This window comes from Bradyrhizobium sp. HKCCYLS2038 (genome assembly GCF_051167655.1).
Taxonomy (GTDB): domain Bacteria; phylum Pseudomonadota; class Alphaproteobacteria; order Rhizobiales; family Xanthobacteraceae; genus Bradyrhizobium.
Genome location: NZ_JBNPTM010000003.1, coordinates 477753 through 496101, shown reverse-complemented (window position 1 = coordinate 496101; position 18349 = coordinate 477753). Strand labels below are relative to the sequence as shown.

The following is an 18349-nucleotide window of genomic DNA, read 5'->3' as shown; positions in this document are numbered from 1 at the left end:
GAGCCAGTTCACAGACCGGACGATTTGTTTGAGAATCTGCGACGGACGGGTGCTGTTTCATTCTCAAGATGTCATGCGAAAGATGAGCATCTGGAGATTTTCGAAGCTGCGGCACAAGCGCGCCTTCTATTCCCCCGCCATCCGCAGGGCGGGCCGGCTGCGGCGTTCGCGCGTTCGCAGCCGGGCTTCCTCGCGATGGATGTAGTCGCGGGTCATCGGCACGACGTCCTGACGCCTGGCGAGCTGAATCTGGACGTTCATCATGTTCTGCTTGCGGAATGCCATCTCGGACACCGCCAGATAGAACTCCCACATTCGTGCAAATCGCGCGTCATAGAGCTGCACCGCCTCCTCGCGGCGCGCCATGAAGCGCTCGCGCCAGGCCTTCAGCGTCTCCGCATAGTGCAGTCGCAGGATCTCGATGTCGCAGACCAGCAGGCCGGCGCGCTCGATCGCCGGCAGCACCTCCGACAGCGCCGGGATGTAGCCGCCGGGAAAGATGTATTTGGCGATCCAGGGATTGGTGGCATCCGGTCCTTCCGACCGGGCGATCGAGTGCAGCACCATCACTCCGTTGTCGTCGAGCAGCTCGGCGCAGCGGCGGAAGAACGTGTCGTAGAAGGCGACGCCGACATGCTCGAACATGCCGACGGAGACGATGCGGTCGAAGCTGCCGGGCACGTCGCGATAGTCCTGCAGCAGGAAGCGGGCGGACGCCGACAGGTTTCGTTCGACCGCGCGCGCATTGGCGACCTGCAGCTGCTCGGCCGACAGCGTCACGCCGGTGATTTCGGCCGCCGTCATCTCAGCAAGATACAGCCCAAGGCCGCCCCAGCCGCAGCCGATGTCGAGAACGCGATGGTTCGGGGCGATCAGGAGCTTCGCGGCGAGGTGCCGCTTCTTGGCGAGTTGAGCATCATCCAGCGTGCTGCCTTTCGTCTCGAAATAGGCGCAGGAATATTGCCGGTCGGCGTCGAGGAACAGCGCGTACAGCCGGCCGTCGAGATCGTAGTGATGGGCGACGTTGCGGCGCGCGCGGGCGCGGATGTTGAGCTGGCGCAGACGGCGGACCAGATAGCGCAGCCACCATTGCGGCTTGGCCCAGTCGGGCAGGGCCGCCGGCTGGCTCATGATGATGGCCAGGAAGTCGGCGATCGAGCCCTGCTCGACCACGAAGCTGCCGTCCATGTAGATCTCGCCGAGCGCCAGCTCGGGGTTGGTCAGGATGCGGCGCTGGGCCTCGCGGGTCACGAACCTGGCCGCGACCGGGACGCCGGTGCCGTCGCCGCAGCGGAAGGTGGCCCCGTCCGCGGTCGTGAAGCTGATCGATCCGCGGCAAATGAAGTGATTGAGAAGACGACGCAACAACCGGTCCATCGACACCACCCGACGAGCTGTCTCGTGAGATGCTGATCCCCGCACGCGCATCAGACGCATGGCGACCCGAATGGTTCCGTTTCGAACCTTACCTATGTTGCTTGATGGGCATAGATGTTGCTCCTCCGGCGAACACGATGCAGTTATTTCGACGTGACATCGAGGGAGTCAGAGCTGTGAGCTGGGGCATCTGTGCGCTTTCTTTCCCTCTCCGATCCGTTAAAAAGGCCGCGGCCGCCGGCTCCCAGCCGGTGTTCGGCGCTTTCGTCGGACGAGGCTGCGAGGCATCGCAATCGCGGAGAGGCCGCGGCCTGGATCGGGTCACGTCTCCCCGGATGGCGAGAGGGAGCACGGCGGCTCGTGTCGCGGGCGGCGCCGTGCGGGCAAAACCATAGGCGGAGAATGACGATGGTGGGCCGAGCGCTCAATCTGGCGGCGGTGGTGGCGGTGGTCTGCATGGGCCTGGCGGGCGCCGCCATGGCGCAAGAAAACCTCGATGCGGGCAAGAGCCCGGCGCAGATCTACAACGGCACCTGCGTGGCCTGCCACAAGTCGCCGCGGGGTCTCGTCAAGAATACGTCGCCGGGATCGCTGCCCGGCTTCCTGCGGCAGCATTATACGACCAGCCCGGAAATGGCCGGCGTGCTCGCCAATTACGTGCTTGCCAACGGCGGCACCGATGTCCGCGCCTCGGGCCATCAGGGCCGCGAAGGCCGGGAGACGCGGTCCGAGCGCCGGTCGCGCACTTCGGCCACCGAGCCGGCCGAGGCGAAGCCGGCGGCGGCCGATGCTGCGGCAGGTGCGGCCGAACCGCGCCGCCGCTCGGGACATCATTCAAGGCGGTCGGAGCCCAAGCCGGACGCGGCGTCCGACAACAAGGATCAGGTCGTTGCGCCCGCCGACGGCGAGGGCAGCGGGCCCGGGGCGAAGAGCAAGCGCGGCAAGCGTAAGAAGCCGGCCCAGGAGGGCGCCGCATCGGACGACACCCGCAGCGAGTCGACCGGAGCGACCCGGCCGGCGGTGGCTCGCGACGACAATACCGTCCGCGCCGAGCCGCCGCGGGTCGAGACGCCCAAATCGAGCGATGCCGCCCCGGCGCTGCGCGCCGATCCGGTACCGCCGGTGACGCCGGCGCCGGAAGCGTCGGCGCCTGCGCGATGAGAAATGAAAAAAGCCCGGCTCGCTGAGCCGGGCTTTTCCGCAGATGGTGCTGACTTGGGTTCTTACTGCTGCGCCGGCGCTTCGGCGGCGCCCTCGTCCTGGGCTTCCGGATCGAAGAACTCGCCGGCGGCGGCGATGGCTTCGGCTGCGGCGTCGCGGTCCTCCTGGCGGGTCGAGATGTCCTCGCCGCGCTTGATGCGCTCGGCCTCGTCGGCGCTGCGGGCCACCGTCACGGTCACCGAGGTCTCGACCTCAGGGTGGATCGCGATGGTGATCTTCTGCTTGCCGATCGCCTTGATCGGGGCGTCGAGCCAGACCTGCGGACGGCTGACGGTGATGCCGTCGGCGGCGAGCGCGATGACGATGTCACGGACCGAGACCGAGCCGAACAGCTGGCCGGATTCGGAGGCCTGGCGGATGATGATGATGTCGCGGCCGTCGATCTTCTCGGCCACCTTGGACGCCTCGCCCTTGGCCTTGATGTTGTTGGCCTCGAGCTCGGCCTTCATGCCTTCGTACTTGGCCTTGTTCTCGGCCGTGGCCCGCAGCGCCTTCTTGCGCTTGAGCAGAAAGTTGCGGGCGAACCCGTCCTTGACCTTCACGATCTCGCCCATCTGGCCGAGCTTGGCGACACGTTCCAGCAGAATGACTTCCATCGATGTTCTCCTTCAGGATGTTCGGAAGCGGTTGGTGTGAGGTTGAAACTTTTAAGGCACCGGCAACGGCGGCGGCCGCCGGGGGCCGAAGCGGTGACGGAGGTCGAAGGCGGCGTCGGCGAGGCCGAGGGCGGTCATCGCCAGCATGGGTATCGGCCAGATGAAGGTGACCAGCATCGCGTAGGCGAGGCCGAGCCACAGCGGTCGCGTCCGCATCGGCAAGGTAAGCGTATGCAGGACAGCCAAGCCGGTGAGTGCATAGGCGGTCAGCAGCGCCGCAGCGGCGATCCGCGCGAGCATGCCGACCAGGCCGTCGGGGAAGCAGAACGCGATGATCGCGAACAGCGCCGGCAGGGTCATCAGCGGCAGCTTGGTGTCGCGCAGGCGCGGCCAGGGACGCATCAGCCGGCCGGAGATCGCCGTGATCTTCGCGGCGATCACGACGTTCAGCGCCAGCACCGTGGTCGTCATCATCGCGGCCAGCAGCGGCGCCATGAAGATCAGGAATTCGACCAGCCGCGGAATGTCGACGACATCGGGGGTCACGGTGTTGGCGAGGACGCGCCCCAGCAGCCGCCGAAGTTCCTGGTTCGTGGCCGACATATCCGTGCCGAACGCAAACGCGACGATCAGCGCCGTGATGACGGCAATCCAGAGCAGGATGTTGCCGGCAGGATACCATTCGACAGTGTCCTGGCCGGAGGGGCCGGTCGTCGTCCGGCCGAGCAGGACCAGATGGCCGAGCCACCAGGCGGGCAGCGTCGCCGACAAGGCAAAGGCCAGACCGCGCTCGAAACCGAAGATGGCGAGCACGCCAAGCGTTGCCACCAAGCCGGCAATCGCCGCACAAAGGCGGCCCCAGGCGATGCCGGCGACCATCAGCGGAACGGGAGCGAGCAAGGCGAGGACAAGCGACATCATCACGCCCGACTTGGTCGAGGCGAACATGACGGCGGAGGCGGCGCCTGCCGCGAGCGCGATGAGTATCTGTCCGATCATCAGCTGTCCCGCTCCCTTCGAGCGGTTAGAGGCGGTAAGGCCCCAACCATCGGCGACCGGACGACCCGGAAGCCTTATGAGAATTCAACGAAAGGAGCCGGCGGCGCGAGGCCGCCGGTCCGAGGTCCGCGCTTAGCGGATGACGTAGGGCAGCAGGCCGAGGAAGCGGGCGCGCTTGATGGCGCGGGCCAGCTCACGCTGCTTCTTGGCGGAGACAGCCGTGATGCGGCTCGGCACGATCTTGCCGCGCTCGGAGACGTAGCGCATCAAGAGCTTGGAATCCTTGTAGTCGATCTTCGGCGCATTCGGGCCCGAGAACGGGCAGGTCTTGCGGCGGCGGAAGAACGGACGGCGTGCGGGTGCTTCAGCCATTGATCTCACTCCTCTTCCGTCGTTTCTTCTTCGCGCGGCCGGCGCGGGCCGCGATCACCGCGGAATCCGCCGCCGCCTTCGCGATCGCCACGGAAACCACCGCCTTCGCGCTCACCACGGAAGCCACCGCCGCGGTCGTCGCGCTCACGGTCGCGATCGGCCTTGCGCATCATCGCAGACGGGCCTTCCTCGAGCTCCTCGACGCGGACGCTGAGGTAACGGATGACGTCCTCGCTGATCCGCTCCTGGCGCTCGATCTCGGCGATCGCCGCGGACGGCGCGTCGATGTTGAGCAGCACGAAGTGTGCCTTGCGGTTCTTGTTCATGCGGTAGGTGAGGGAGCGAACGCCCCAATTCTCGGTCTTCGTGACCTTGCCGCCGAGACCTTCGACGATACCGGTCATCTGAGTCGTCAGTTCTTCCACCTGCTGGGTGCTCGCGTCCTGACGCGCGAGGAAAACATGCTCGTAAAGCGGCATGGCTGTCCTTTCCAAGTTGGCGCAAATCCCGGCGTCAAGCCCTTCGAGACCTTTTTGGAAAGGACTCGCAGACGTCAGCTCAGAAGGCGGGAACACGGGACGACGGGCCGACTGGCCCTGCCACATCAAAGCCGCCTGGACCGCTTGGAGAGGTAAATCCCCAAGAATGAGCAAGGCGAATTTGCTGGGACCGTCCGTTCAGCTCCCGGCTCGGGATCCACGGATGGCGGGCCTTATACCGATTTTCGAAGCCGAGGCAAGGGAAAGTGGTCGAAATGCGCCAGTCTCGCGCTTGACATCCCGGCCTTGGCCAGTGTCTTTCCGGCCAAAGTTACTCAATTCCAGGGATTTTGGAACGTTCAGGGAGCGGCCATGACGGCAGCATTCACTTTTCCGGGGCAGGGGTCCCAGGCCGTCGGCATGGGCAAGGCGCTCGCAGACGCGTTTCCGGCGGCGCGCGCGGTGTTTGAGGAGGTCGATGCGGCCCTCGGCGAGAAGCTGACCGCCATTATCTGGGAAGGCCCGGCTGAGACGCTCCAGCTCACCGAGAATGCGCAGCCGGCGCTGATGGCCGTCTCGATGGCCACCTTGCGGGTGCTAGAGGCCGAAGCGGGGTTCTCGGTCGGTCGGGACGCCGTGTTCGTTGCCGGCCACTCGCTCGGCGAATATTCCGCGCTGGCCGCCGCCGGCAGCCTGACGATCGCCGATACCGCCCGCCTGCTGCGGACCCGCGGCCTTGCCATGCAGAAGGCCGTTCCGGTGGGCGTCGGTGCCATGGCCGCGCTGCTGGGACTCGACTATGAGACCGCGGTCGCTGTGGCCGAGGAGGCGGCGCAGGGCGAGGTCTGTCAGGCCGCCAACGACAATGGCGGTGGCCAGGTCGTGGTGTCCGGCAACAAGGCCGCCGTGGATCGCGCCGTCGAGATTGCGCGCGGCAAGGGCGCCAAGCGCGCCATGCTGCTGCCGGTCTCCGCGCCGTTTCACTGCCAGCTGATGCAGCCGGCCGCCGATGTAATGGCCGATGCGCTGTCGAAGGTCACCATCAAGGCGCCGGCATCGCCGCTGGTCTCGAACGTGCTCGCCGCGCCGATCAGCGATCCCGACGAGATTCGCCGCCGCCTGGTCGAGCAGGTCACGGGCACGGTGCGCTGGCGCGAATCGATCGCCTATATGGCAGGCCAGGGCGTGACCCGCTTCTTCGAGATCGGCGCGGGCAAGGTGCTGAGCGGTCTGGTCAAGCGGATCGCGGATGGCGCCGTCGGCGTGGCGGTCGGCGGGCCGGCGGATATCGCGGCTGCGAAGGATGCGCTCGCCGCGGCGAAGGCGTAATGCGCCGCGCACAGCGGCATTGAGGAGAGTTGAGATGTTCGATCTGACTGGCAGGACCGCGCTGGTGACCGGCGCGACCGGCGGCATCGGTAATGCGATCGCCAAGGCCTTGCATGCCCAGGGCGCGACCGTTGCCGTGTCCGGCACGCGCCGCGAGGTACTGGAGACGCTGGCTGGCGAGCTGGGCAGCCGCGCGCATGTGCTGCCCTGCAACCTATCGGATGCGGCCGAGGTCGAGGCACTCGTGCCGGCTGCGGAGCAGGCGATGGGGCAGGTCGACATTCTCGTCGCGAACGCCGGTATCACCCGTGACAACCTGTTCGTGCAGCTGCGCGACGAGGATTGGGATGAAGTCATCAGGGTCAACCTGACGGCGACCTTCCGCCTCTCGCGCGCCGCCACCAAGCTGATGATGCGCAAGCGCTTCGGCCGCATCATCGCGATCACCTCGATCGTCGGCGTCACCGGCAATCCGGGGCAGGGCAATTACACCGCGTCCAAGGCCGGCATCATCGGCATGATCAAGACGCTCGGCGCCGAATATGCCAAGCGCGGCGTGACCGCCAATTGCATCGCACCCGGCTTCATCAAGACGCCGATGACCGACGCGCTCAACGACAAGCAGCGCGAGAGCATCCTGGCCAAGGTGCCCGCGGCGCGATTGGGCACGCCCGAGGATATTGCTGCAGCTGCGGTGTACCTCGCCTCCAACGAGGCGGGCTACGTCACCGGACAGACGATTCACGTCAACGGCGGCATGGCCATGATCTAGGCAGCCGCGGCGGTTGGGAATGCGGCGAAAAGACGTCGCAGCGATCTGCCTGGGCCGTGTGGGCAATGATTTGCGTGTATGGTAACCGGACCGCTCATGGGGGCACGAAGAACGCCATTGCAGGATGTCCAAACCCTGTATATTGGCGGGGCGAGCTGCCATCGTTCGCCGGGCCTCCGTCGGCTGGTGCTGCTGGTCCGGGTTCCTGTTAGAACCCCCTGGATCGGAGGCGTACCGGCCTCAGGGAGTGTGGATTGGAGTTTGTGAGTGGCCCCGTTTCCGAAGTTTTCGGACCGCACGTGTGTCCGTCAATTTCGGTAAAGGGGCGCTGCGGGGCAAATCTGGTTTTGCGCGATCGCGAAGGAAGTTTCACGGCCGGGGTGACGCAGATCATCCGGGGGTCTGGTCTTAAAGGAACAAGCACGAGGTTGAACGATGAGTGAGATTGGCGAGCGGGTTAAGAAGATCGTGGTCGAACACCTTGGTGTCGAGCCCGAGAAAGTGGTCGACAACGCGAGCTTCATTGACGACCTCGGTGCGGACAGCCTCGACACGGTCGAGCTCGTCATGGCCTTCGAGGAAGAGTTCGGTTGCGAGATTCCGGACGATGCCGCGGAGACGATCCTGACCGTCGGCGACGCCACCAAGTTCCTCGAGAAGAACGCCAAGAGCTGAGGCTCCGGGCGAGAGTTGTGCGAAACCGGCCGGTCCGCGTCGTGCGGTCGACCGGTTTCTTGCTATTGGCGGCGTCGCGATGCGCCGTCGCATGAGGGCCGGGGTGCACGATGCGGATGCGCTGCCCGGCCCGATCGTGTTGATCAAAACAACTGACCCAATGAGCAGCGACGGCCGTCAGCCGAACCATACGCGCTCAAGGTCGGGTCTGGAGAAACGAACATGAGGCGGGTTGTCGTCACGGGCCTTGGCATGGTTTCGCCGCTCGGCTGTGGTGTGGAAACGACCTGGCAGCGCATCCTCGAGGGCAAGAGCGGCGCGCGCAGGATCGAGACATTCGACGTGTCCGATCTGACGGCCAAGATCGCCTGTCAGGTGCCGCGAGGCGACGGCAGCGACGGCACCTTCAATGCCGACCAGTGGATGGAGCCGAAGGACCAGCGCAAGGTCGACGACTTCATCATCTTCGCGATGGCCGCCGCGCGCCAGGCGCTCGACGATGCCAACTGGCATCCTGCGACCGAAGAGGACCGCTGCGCCACCGGCACAATGATCGGCTCTGGCATCGGTGGCCTCTCGGGCATCGCCGACACTGCGATCCTGCTCAAGGAGCGTGGTGCACGAAAGGTGTCGCCGTTCTTCATTCCGGGACGACTGATCAACTTGGCGTCGGGCTACGTCTCGATCGAGCACGGCCTCAAGGGCCCCAATCATTCCGTGGTCACGGCCTGCTCGACCGGCGCCCATGCGATCGGTGATGCAAGCCGGCTGATCGCGCTCGGCGATGCCGACGTCATGGTCGCCGGCGGAACCGAATCGCCGATCTGCCGGATCGGCATGGCCGGCTTCTGTGCGGCGCGCGCCTTGTCGACCGGATTCAACGACACGCCGGAACGGGGATCGCGTCCCTACGACAAGGATCGCGACGGCTTCGTGATGGGCGAGGGCTCCGGTGTCGTGGTGTTGGAAGAATACGAGCACGCGAAGGCGCGCGGTGCGCGCATCTATGCCGAGGTCGTTGGTTATGGGCTGTCGGGTGACGCCTATCACATTACGTCCCCCTCGCCGGATGGCGATGGCGGCTTCCGCAGCATGAGCGCGGCGATGAAGCGCGCCGGCATCACGGCTGCCGACATCGACTACATCAACGCCCACGGCACCTCGACGCAGGTCGGCGACGAGATCGAACTCGGCGCGGTCGAGCGCCTGCTCGGCAACGCCGCCTCGAAGATCTCGATGTCGTCGACCAAGTCGTCGATCGGCCATCTGCTCGGCGCCGCCGGCGCTGTCGAAGCGATCTTCAGCATTCTCGCGATTCGGGATAACATCGCGCCGCCGACGATCAATCTGGAGACCCCGTCGGTCGAGACCGCGATCGACTTGGTGCCGCACACGCCACGCAAGCGGGAGATCAACGTGGCGCTGTCGAACTCGTTCGGTTTCGGCGGCACCAATGCGTCGGTAATTCTGCGGCGCGTGGTGAGCTAGTGAGGAAGGTTGGAATACCGCTGCGAACCGTTGCGGTTTCGTCACGTGGATTTCCGACCACAGCCACACTAGAACCTAAGAGTTCGCGTGTCCTTCGCAGGACGATCAGGCGCGGAACGGGCGGCCATGGCCATGAGACCCGGCGAAACACCTTTTCGCCGTATTCGATGATGAATCGTGAGGATGGGCGTGAACTTCAGGTCGCTTGCGTGGGGTGCGCACGGCCACGACGAGAGCGACAGCACTGAAGGTTGCATCGATGAGTGAACGGCCGCCCATCTCGCCCCGTAGTCCGCGCGCAGCGCTGGAGCCCGAACGCGTGCCGCCCCCGCCACGTCGCTCCGAGCGGGCGCGCAATCCCTTCGTCGTCGTCGGCAATGCGATCATCACGCTGCTGCTGCTGTCGATGATCGGAGCGGGGGCCGCCTACTACTATGGCCGGCAGATTCTCGAAGCCGCCGGGCCGCTGCAGGAAGACAAGATCGTCAACATTCCGCAGCGCGCCGGCAAGCGCGACATCGCCGACGTGCTGGCGCGCGAAGGCGTGATCGACGTCAATCCGTGGATCTTCATCGGCGGCGTCTACGCGCTCAAGGCAAGCTCCGACCTGAAGCCGGGCGAGTATGCGTTCCAGAAGAACGCCTCGCTGCGGGACGTCATCGGCGTCATCGTCGAAGGCAAGGTCGTACAGCATGGCGTCACGATTCCCGAAGGGCTGACGTCGGAGCAGATCGTCGCCCGTCTGTCGGACAATGAGATCTTCACCGGCAGCGTCCGCGAGATTCCGCGCGAGGGAACGCTGTTGCCGGAGACCTACAAGTTCCCGCGCGGCACCAGCCGCGACCAGGTGATCCAGCGCATGCAGCAGGCGCAGAAGCGTGTGCTGGCCGAGATCTGGGAGCGCCGCAGCCCCGACCTGCCGGTCAAGTCGCCCGAGCAACTGGTGACCCTGGCCTCGATCGTCGAGAAGGAGACCGGCAAGCCCGACGAGCGCAGCCGCGTCGCGGCCGTGTTCGTCAATCGGCTGAAGCAGCGGATCAAGCTGCAGTCCGATCCGACCATCATCTACGGCCTGGTCGGCGGCAAGGGCACCTTGGGGCGTCCGATCAAGCGCAGCGAGATCATGCAGCCCTCGCCCTACAACACCTATGTGATCGAGGGCCTGCCGCCAGGGCCAATTTCCAACCCGGGCCGCGCCTCGCTCGAAGCGACCGCGAATCCGGCGCGGACGCGCGACCTGTATTTCGTCGCCGACGGGTCCGGCGGCCATGCCTTCACCGAGACCTACGATCTGCACCAGAAGAACGTCGCCAAGCTCAGAGCGATGGAGCGGCAGACCCAGAACGACACGGTCGAGCCCGACGAGGCGCCGCCGGCGATGGCCGGCGGATCAGCGGTGGATCCTGCGGGCGCAGCCCCCAGGACACCTCCCGTGGGCGCCAAGAAGCCGCCTGCCAATCGTGCGACTGGCGCAGCGCCCGCAAACCCCGGTAACGGGGCGCGGCAAGGGGCGGCCCAGCCGAGCCCGCCGGTCGTTCAGCAATAATTTCCCACGGATGCCGGCCGCGCAGAACCGGGCTTAACATTTGGCCAAAAGGCCGTAAGGTTCGCGCACTTTTGGTGGGGCGAGTCTGTCGCCCGTTCCTGATGTGCCGGAGATATTGCTGAAATGGCGCTGTCGAGCATGACCGGCTTTGCCCGTAGTCACGGGGCGAGCGGTCCCTACTCGTTCGAGTGGGAGTTGAAGTCGGTCAACGCCAAGGGATTGGACGTCCGGGTGCGGTTGCCGCAGGGCTGGGACGAGGTCGAGGCCTTCGCCAAGAAGCGTGCGACTGAGGTCCTGTCGCGCGGCACCGTCTATGCAAACCTCACCGTCAAACGCGCCGAAGCCGGCTCCGCCGTGCGCATCAACGAGGACGTGCTTGCGGCCATCGTCAAGGTGGCGAGCTCGCTGTCCGGCCGGATCGACGCCGTCGCGCCGAGCATCGACGGCCTGCTGTCGATCAAGGGTGTGATCGAGGTGGTCGAGCCGGAGAGCGACGAGGCCGAGGAGAAGGCGGCCAAGGACGCTGCCATCGCTTCGTTCGAGACGGCGCTGAAGCACCTGGTCGAGATGCGCCGGCGCGAAGGCGACACGCTCGGACAGATCCTCAACCAGCGCGTCGACGAGATCGAGACGCTGGCGAAAAAGGCAGAGGCGTCGCCCGGCCGCAAGCCGGAGGCCATCAAGGCGCGGCTCGCGGAGCAGGTCGCAGCGCTGCTCGAAACGTCCGATCGCTTTGACCCCGATCGCCTGGCGCAGGAGGCGCTCCTGATCGCCGCCAAGGCCGACATCCGCGAGGAGCTCGATCGCATCGCCTCGCACGTTACCCAAGCGCGCGAGATGCTCGGCAAGGGCGGGCCGGTCGGCCGCCGGCTCGACTTCCTCGCCCAGGAATTCCATCGCGAGGTCAACACCACCTGCTCGAAATCGAACGACATCGAGCTGACGAACACGGGACTCGAGATGAAGACCGTAGTCGAGCAGTTTCGCGAACAGGTCCAGAATCTGGAGTGATCCATGGCGGCTCACGACGGAAGCTTTGATGGAGTCGAGCGGCGCGGCCTGATGTTCGTGCTGTCGTCGCCGTCGGGGGCGGGCAAGACGACGCTGTCGCGCATGCTGATCGAGCGCATGCCGGGACTGCAGATGTCGGTGTCGGCAACGACACGCGCGATGCGTCCCGGCGAGATCGACGGCCGCGACTACCACTTCGTCGACCGCGCGCGCTTCGAAGAGATGGTGAAGCGCAACGAGCTGCTCGAATGGGCGACCGTGTTCGACAACCGCTATGGCACGCCGCGCCCGCCGGTCGAAGCGGCGCTGTCGGCGGGGCGGGACGTGCTGTTCGATATCGACTGGCAGGGCACGCAGCAATTGCGCGAGAAGGCTCGGCAGGACGTCGTCAGCGTGTTCATCCTGCCACCGTCGGCTGCCGATCTCGAGAAGCGGCTTCACACCCGTGCGCAGGATTCCGACGAGGTCATTCGTGGCCGCATGAGCCGCGCCAGCCACGAGATGAGTCACTGGGCGGAGTACGACTACATCGTCATCAACCGCAACGTCGACGATGCCTTCGCCGAGGTGCAATCGATCCTCAAGGCCGAGCGCCTGAAGCGCGAGCGCCGGACCGGGCTGACGACGTTCGTGCGCGAGCTGCAGCGCCAGCTCGAGGGCTGAGATCCGCCTACGCGCGGCGGCCGAGGCGCGCCAGGATGTCCTGGATGCCGTCGAGCTCATCGTCCTGTTGATGAATGTTGCGCGGCCGCGGTCGCAGCGCCTGAGGCCGCGGGATGAAGTCGAGCGGCGGGGTCGCCGGGTCCTCGTACGGCGGCGGCACGAACAGCGCACGCTGCTGCTGCGTTTGATGCTGCTGCGTTTGATGCTGCTGCGGTTGATGCTGCTGCGGTTGATGCTGATGCGGTTGATGCTGATGCGGTTGGGGCCGCTGCTGCTGCGGTTGGGGCCGCGGGCGCTCAGGTGCTGCGGGCACCGGCGGAAGTGAGGAGCGCGACTCGAGCAAGCTCATCAGCTGGGCGGCCGGATCGCCCTGGACGGGGGGATTGCGCCGCGGCGCCTCGGCGACGAACGCCTCCGCCTCGTAAGCCTCGCGGTCGTCGTCCTGGGGCGACTCGGCCTCCATCTCGTCTTCGGGCAGCGCAAAGCGCGATTGCAGCAGGTTGATCAACGCCGCCGCTGGATCATCCAGATCGGAGTCGTCGCTCGGCGATTCCATGGCCGCTGCGGGGAGCGGAGCCTGTTCGTCGTCCGGCTGGCGCGTGGGCTGCCGCGCCGCATGGGCGCGAAGGGTCTCGATCAGCGCCGCGGCCGGGTCATTTGACGGCGGCGCCGACGAGCCCGCGGAAGGGGCCATCGTGGCAGCGCGTTGCGTAGCCGCCTGACCATCATAGGCGCGATCGGGTTGCTGCTGCGGGGATTGAGTGGCCTGGGGTGTGAAGGCCTGAGTTGCAGCCGCTCCGGCCATCGGCACTGCAGGCGGGGCCGCGCCCTGATCGCCCGGCGTTGGCTGCGAGTCGCGTCGCTTGGCCGCCCGGGACACCAGCAGCGCAGCGATGACTTTTGCGGCATCCATCGGCGCCGCACCGGCGGTCGCGCCAGCGCCGCTCCGCGCCCTTCGCAGGGCGGAGACGATCTCGCCGACGTCGACGGGAGCGGTCGCGTCCGCGGGGGCCGGTTGTGATGGGGCAGCTGGTTGGGTTGCCGCCGTCGTTGCGGCGGCCGGGACCGGAGGCATCTGCGCGGCCGGCCAGGTTGCAGCTGGCGCGCCGGGGGAGGCCGCGTTCTGAGGCACAGCCTGTTCGCGGGCCGCGGCCTGGGCAGCCGCGAGCTTGGCCGCAGCCGCGTGAGCGGCAGCGCGTTGAGCAGCCGCCAACTGAGCCTGCTGCATGCCAGGGGCGGCTTGCGAGACAGGCGATCGTGGGTCGCCTTGCGCCGTGGCCGCGGCAGCCGTCATTGCGGCGTGCCGGACGGCGGCCTGATCGGCGAGCTGATCGGCAGCCTGCCACACTGCGGCGTCGGCGGCCGGCTGCAACCGCGGCACTTCGGCTGCCTCGTCGCGCTCGCGTCGGCCCGCCATCGCGCTCGCACGGTCCTGATAGGCTTCATCCTGATAGGCCGCGTCCTGATAGGCCGCGGGGGCCGTTGCGCGGGTTGGCCGTGGTGGGACCTGCTCGGGCATCGACGCGGACAGGCGTGCGCTGGCGACGTCGAGCGCCGACGCCGGCTCTGGTGTGCGAAAACCGGCCGAGCCGGCGGACGCGCCGCGGGCATTAAACTGACCGAAGCCCGAATTGTTCGCGGTGGCCTGGACCTTGCCGCGCGGCTTGGCGCGCGAGCGGCGCGTTTTTTCCGTCGCGTGCCAGTCAGTCCCGCGCCGGCGCTTCCGACCGACCCGGCTGAGACGATAGAGCGCGCTGGCCAGCAAGCCGGAGATTGCAAGCGCTCCCACCACCACGAGCATCAGAATGGGAATCGGGGCCCCGGGCTTGGTCGTCTTCGGCGGACCCATCGCCGACCCGTCGGCCGGTGGCGTCGCGTTGGCATCCGCCTCGGCATTGCCTTCATCGGCCATGGCGGCAGGTGATACGTCACTCGTCGTCGGCTCGACGCGTTGCGGCGCGGCGGACGGCCAGGGCGAGCTATCGAGGCTGCGTGGCAGGCTGGCGTCCGACGCCGTCAAGGTCGTCGGCGTGATCGCGACGTTCTGAGGTTTGGGCGTGCCTCTCACCGCAAGGTCGGTGCGCAGCCGTGGCGCGGGTGCTTCTGCGAGGGCGTCGGCGGCGGTGCGCGTTGCAGGCCCATCGCCGCGCTTGGCGGTCAGTTTGGGCGGCGTGGGCTGACCGAAATCCCAGGGGGCGGGCTGTTGCGGCGTGCGCGGCGGTGCCGCGATGTCCCGGGTGTTGCCGTTGGCATCCTTGAGATACCAGCAACGTCGGTTGGTGCCGCGATCGAAACGGTAATACCAACGCTGCGCGTCGGATTTCTCTCCGCTCGGCTCGGTCAGGCAGTCTTCCGCGGCCATCACCACGCGCGGCATCACGATCAAGGCAAGTCCAGCAATGCCGGCTGCAATGGCGATTGCAACTCCTGCCGTTCGGCTTGCCATTGATGACTCCGGATACGCGACGCAACGGTGCGTTCTCGGAAACAAGTTGGGTGGCAATGAGCCGCAATTCCGGATTAATTCTGGCCCACTCCTTTCCCCGCAAGGTGCGGCTTTTTTCCCACAACGGGACCCGCGTCACGCCCAGCACATTTGGCCGCGATGTCGCGGCAAATCCGCCACATCAGTAAAGATCGATTGTCCGCGTGCGAGCAAGGCTGCGGCGCTGACGAGCGCTGCGCTTGTGGACGAACGATCTCTGCTGCTGACCGCCGCCAGCCAGTGCGTCCGCTACTGCTTGACGCCGGTCCAAGTTCCCGAGCAGCCGTCGCTGCGGCGGAAGGTGCCGGAGGCGGTGCGGCCGCTGGCCCGGCCCGACGTGGTGAAGCGGACGCCGTTGTCGCTGCCGGATGAACTGACCACGCCGCTCGGGGAGACCGTCCCCGACGTCACGCCTTGAGCGATGATCTTGCCGCTGGTGACGACCACGGCCGAGCTCAGTGTTCCCGGGCAGGCGGCGCCTCCGATATTGGTGACGACCCAGGCTCCGTCGAAGCTGTTGGCGCCGCCGGAAGGCCGTGCGCGGGGCGTTTCGGACGAGCTGCGGCGCGGCGACGGCCGTTCGCGCTCGACCGCACGCGGCTCGGATCGCGAGCCCGAGATCGCCTTGTCATCGTTGCCGATACTGCCGCCTGCACTGCCCGATTGCGCCCGGAGCGCGGTGCCCGGTAGCGCCATCATCAGGAAGGCCAGGATGCCTCCACCTGCCCAGCGCGCAACTCGCATCGGCGTCATTCGTTGCCCTCGCATCCTGTTAGTTCGATCATTTAGTTTGACCATGGGTTCGCTCACCGGCCGGAGCCGTCGGCGCATACCGCGCCGACGATGCGACAGGATTTTCCAGCCTTGCCGCAGTCGTCAAGAGCGGCGTCGCGCGCGGCCTTGATGGTATCCCGCTGTATCAGCGACCATGACTTGTCCGAGATGGCGAAAGCGCCGCAATGGGCGCCGTAGAAGCTGAGTTCGACGGGACATTTCGCCGATCCGCAGTTCGACCGCGCATCGGCGACGGCGGCGCGGCGCGAGGCGTGATTCCACGACATGCCCCATTTGTTGTTGTCGACGCCGTAGACGATCGAGCCCCACGGCTTGAGATCGTCGAGCTTGCGCAGCCGGCTCAGCAGGCCCTCGGTGGCTTCACCGGTCGGTGTGATGTTGCTCTTCTCCTGAAACCGGCTGATCGCGCGCGCCAGCGTATCGCGGCCATCGCCGGACTGCGGATCGAAATTGCGCTCGTAGAGACGATCGCGGACTTCGCCGATCAGCGCGGCATCCTTGAGCGGGATGCGGTCGGGATCGGGCCGCAGCGTCGTGGCCGGCGCTTCCTGCGCGGGCATCGCCGCGACCTGTGGCCCGCTCTGCGGCGCTGGCGGTACGAAGTAGAAAGCGCCGTCGATTGGCGAGGACGACACCCAGGGCTGTTGCGCGCCGCTGGTGGCGCGCTTCACGGCCAGGCCGACCTGGTTGAAGGTCTGGAAGATGTCGAGGCCCGGCTGCGTCAAGGTCGCTGCCAGGGCCTTCGTATACGGGCTATGACCGTCGTCGCCATCTTGCGCGACGTTGCCCGGCTGCGTCGCATAGGAGATCAAGGTGCCGTCCGGCGCACGCATCTGCGCAAGGCCGCCGTCGGCCGCACGCAGGCTGCGCGTGCCGAATGGATTGTTGCGGCAGGCATCGAGGATGACGACGTTGAGCCGCGTGCCCGAGCCCTGCATCTGCCGCAGCACCAAATTGACGTCCATCATCTGGAAATCGACATCGGCCTCGCGCGTCGGATTGGCGCCGACCGGCACCAGATAGTTGGCGCCGGCGACCTGCACGCCGTGCCCGGCGTAGTAGAACAGCGCGACATCGGCACCTTGGACCTCACGGCCGAAGCTCTGGACCGCGCCGTCGATCGCCGGCTTGTCGAGATCGAGCTGGGCGCGGCCGCCGGTCAGCGTGAAGCCGAGACGCTTCAAGGTCTCCGCCATCAGCGCGGCATCCTTGGCCGGATTGTCGAGGCTTGCGATGTTGCGATAGGCGGAGTTGCCGACCACGAGCGCGACGCGCTTCTCGGCGTGCGCAGGCAGGATGCAGCATAATACCAGAAAGGCCGCCAGCAGCAGGCGGCTACCTTCATACGCGCATCGTTGCATCACCTCGGGCCCCGTCGCCACGTCCTATCAAGCGATGGGGCAGAGTAGCAGCAGACGGCCATGGCGCAAGTGCCGCGGCCGCCTGCAATGTTCAGGGAGTGAACTAATCAGTTCGTCAGCACGACGCGTCCGACCACGTGTCCGGCGCGCAGCGCATCGATCCATTTCTGCACGTCGCCCATCGGCTCCTCGCGCATCGGCGGCGGCTTGATCTTGCCGGCGCGCGCCAGCGCCATCAGCTCGTGCGCTTCGGCGAGCGTGCCGACCATGAAGCCCTCGATGGTCATGCGCTTGTACACCCATTGAACCATCGGCAGGGTGAATTGGCCGCCCATCAGTCCGGAGACGACGATCTTGCCGCCGCGCGCGGCGACCGCCACTGCAAACGCCATCGATTTCTCGTTGCCGGCGAAATCGACGATTTCGTCGAAGCCGCCGTCCGTCTCCTTGAGGATGCGCTTGATCACGTCCGGCTCGGCCGGGTCGTAGGCCGTGGCGGCGCCGTTCTTCAGCGCCGTCTCGCGCGCGGCGGCGGAGAGATCGGCGACCGAAATCGGCTGCTTGAACATCGCCTGCGCGAACGACAATCCCATCATGCCGACGCCGCCGAGACCGATCAGCAGCAGATTGCGCTGCCGCGGCCGGTCGACGAGGCGCTTGAGCGCGCCATAGGCGGTGACGCCCGAGCACATCAAGGTCGCCGCCTGGTTGACCGGCAGCGGATCATATTCGAGCAGATATTTCGCGTCGGGCACCAGCACGTGCGTGGCGAAGCCGCCATCGATCGAGACGCCGAGGAAGCGCTGCTTGGCGCACAGATTCTCGTCGCCATTGGCGCAGTCGCGGCACTGGCCGCAGCCGATCCACGGAAACACCGCGCGCCGCGCGCCGATCAGCTCCTTCGGCGCGTCGGGCCCGACCTCGTCGACCACGCCGGCGATCTCATGTCCCAGGGTGAAGGGCAGGGTCATGCCGCGGGTGGTGTCGAGACGCTTGCCGCCGCCGAGATCGGCATAGCCGTCCTGGATGTGAAGGTCGGAATGACACAGGCCGCAGCGTTCGATCCGGACGAGAACCTCGCGTCCCGCCGGCTTCGGCGTCTCGACGATGGTTTCGCAGAGCGGGGCGTCGAACTTGACGAGCGACTGGCGGCGCATCAACGCCATGAGACATCTCCCTG

The 18349-nt window shown here is 66.6% G+C and carries 17 protein-coding genes; 8 read left to right on the top strand and 9 right to left on the bottom strand.

Going from position 1 to position 18349, the window contains the following annotated elements:
• Nucleotides 1-126: 126 nt before the first annotated feature.
• Entirely contained in the window at nt 127-1377 is a 1251-nt protein-coding gene (locus ACQR1I_RS16030; protein WP_434866982.1) for a class I SAM-dependent methyltransferase, read from the bottom strand.
• Nucleotides 1378-1785: 408 nt separating this feature from the next.
• On the opposite strand from ACQR1I_RS16030, the gene ACQR1I_RS16025 reads away from it, so the two are divergent.
• Nucleotides 1786-2538 carry a hypothetical protein gene (locus ACQR1I_RS16025; protein ID WP_434866983.1) on the top strand — a complete coding sequence of 251 codons (753 nt, stop codon included), beginning with the start codon at nt 1786-1788 and terminating at the stop codon, nt 2536-2538.
• A gap of 62 nt (nt 2539-2600) precedes the next feature.
• Here the strand turns inward: ACQR1I_RS16025 and rplI are convergent, their stop codons facing one another.
• From rplI to rpsF, 4 genes are all read right to left on the bottom strand, one after another.
• A complete protein-coding gene (gene rplI, locus ACQR1I_RS16020; protein WP_434866984.1) occupies nt 2601-3194 on the bottom strand; it encodes a 50S ribosomal protein L9 in 594 nt (197 codons plus the stop codon).
• Between the two features lie 51 nt (nt 3195-3245).
• Nucleotides 3246-4193 (bottom strand): DUF2232 domain-containing protein, encoded by a 948-nt coding sequence (locus tag ACQR1I_RS16015; protein ID WP_434866985.1) that lies wholly within the window; start codon nt 4191-4193, stop codon nt 3246-3248.
• Between the two features lie 132 nt (nt 4194-4325).
• Nucleotides 4326-4565 (bottom strand): 30S ribosomal protein S18, encoded by a 240-nt coding sequence (gene rpsR, locus ACQR1I_RS16010; RefSeq protein ID WP_008963441.1) that lies wholly within the window; start codon nt 4563-4565, stop codon nt 4326-4328.
• A gap of 5 nt (nt 4566-4570) precedes the next feature.
• Complete coding sequence (gene rpsF, locus ACQR1I_RS16005; protein WP_434867424.1) at nt 4571-5044, bottom strand: 30S ribosomal protein S6; 474 nt, start codon at nt 5042-5044, stop codon at nt 4571-4573.
• A 372-nt stretch (nt 5045-5416) separates the two neighbouring features.
• Between rpsF and fabD the strand changes: the two genes are divergently transcribed.
• The 7 genes from fabD (at nt 5417) to gmk (ending at nt 12528) form a co-directional block, all read left to right on the top strand.
• Complete coding sequence (gene fabD, locus ACQR1I_RS16000; protein ID WP_434866986.1) at nt 5417-6373, top strand: ACP S-malonyltransferase; 957 nt, start codon at nt 5417-5419, stop codon at nt 6371-6373.
• Between the two features lie 34 nt (nt 6374-6407).
• Nucleotides 6408-7145 carry a 3-oxoacyl-[acyl-carrier-protein] reductase gene (gene fabG, locus ACQR1I_RS15995; RefSeq protein WP_434866987.1) on the top strand — a complete coding sequence of 246 codons (738 nt, stop codon included), beginning with the start codon at nt 6408-6410 and terminating at the stop codon, nt 7143-7145.
• Nucleotides 7146-7580: 435 nt separating this feature from the next.
• Nucleotides 7581-7820 (top strand): acyl carrier protein, encoded by a 240-nt coding sequence (locus ACQR1I_RS15990; RefSeq protein WP_006610957.1) that lies wholly within the window; start codon nt 7581-7583, stop codon nt 7818-7820.
• Nucleotides 7821-8042: 222 nt separating this feature from the next.
• Nucleotides 8043-9308, top strand: coding sequence for a beta-ketoacyl-ACP synthase II (fabF, locus tag ACQR1I_RS15985; protein ID WP_434866988.1), 1266 nt, complete (start codon nt 8043-8045; stop codon nt 9306-9308).
• Between the two features lie 259 nt (nt 9309-9567).
• Complete coding sequence (gene mltG / locus ACQR1I_RS15980) at nt 9568-10854, top strand: endolytic transglycosylase MltG (protein WP_434866989.1); 1287 nt, start codon at nt 9568-9570, stop codon at nt 10852-10854.
• 123 nt (nt 10855-10977) lie between these two features.
• Nucleotides 10978-11865, top strand: a complete 888-nt coding sequence (locus tag ACQR1I_RS15975; RefSeq protein WP_434866990.1) for a YicC/YloC family endoribonuclease — start codon at nt 10978-10980, stop codon at nt 11863-11865.
• 3 nt (nt 11866-11868) lie between these two features.
• Nucleotides 11869-12528, top strand: coding sequence for a guanylate kinase (gene gmk, locus ACQR1I_RS15970; RefSeq protein WP_434866991.1), 660 nt, complete (start codon nt 11869-11871; stop codon nt 12526-12528).
• Between the two features lie 7 nt (nt 12529-12535).
• Here the strand turns inward: gmk and ACQR1I_RS15965 are convergent, their stop codons facing one another.
• The 4 genes from ACQR1I_RS15965 to ACQR1I_RS15950 form a co-directional block, all read right to left on the bottom strand.
• Nucleotides 12536-14974: a hypothetical protein gene (locus tag ACQR1I_RS15965; RefSeq protein ID WP_434866992.1), complete on the bottom strand. Its 2439-nt coding sequence runs from the start codon at nt 14972-14974 to the stop codon at nt 12536-12538.
• A 288-nt stretch (nt 14975-15262) separates the two neighbouring features.
• Complete coding sequence (locus tag ACQR1I_RS15960; RefSeq protein WP_434866993.1) at nt 15263-15766, bottom strand: hypothetical protein; 504 nt, start codon at nt 15764-15766, stop codon at nt 15263-15265.
• 53 nt (nt 15767-15819) lie between these two features.
• A complete protein-coding gene (locus ACQR1I_RS15955; protein WP_434866994.1) occupies nt 15820-17169 on the bottom strand; it encodes a caspase family protein in 1350 nt (449 codons plus the stop codon).
• A gap of 107 nt (nt 17170-17276) precedes the next feature.
• Entirely contained in the window at nt 17277-18335 is a 1059-nt protein-coding gene (locus ACQR1I_RS15950; protein ID WP_434866995.1) for an alcohol dehydrogenase, read from the bottom strand.
• Between the last annotated feature and the right edge of the window lie 14 nt (nt 18336-18349).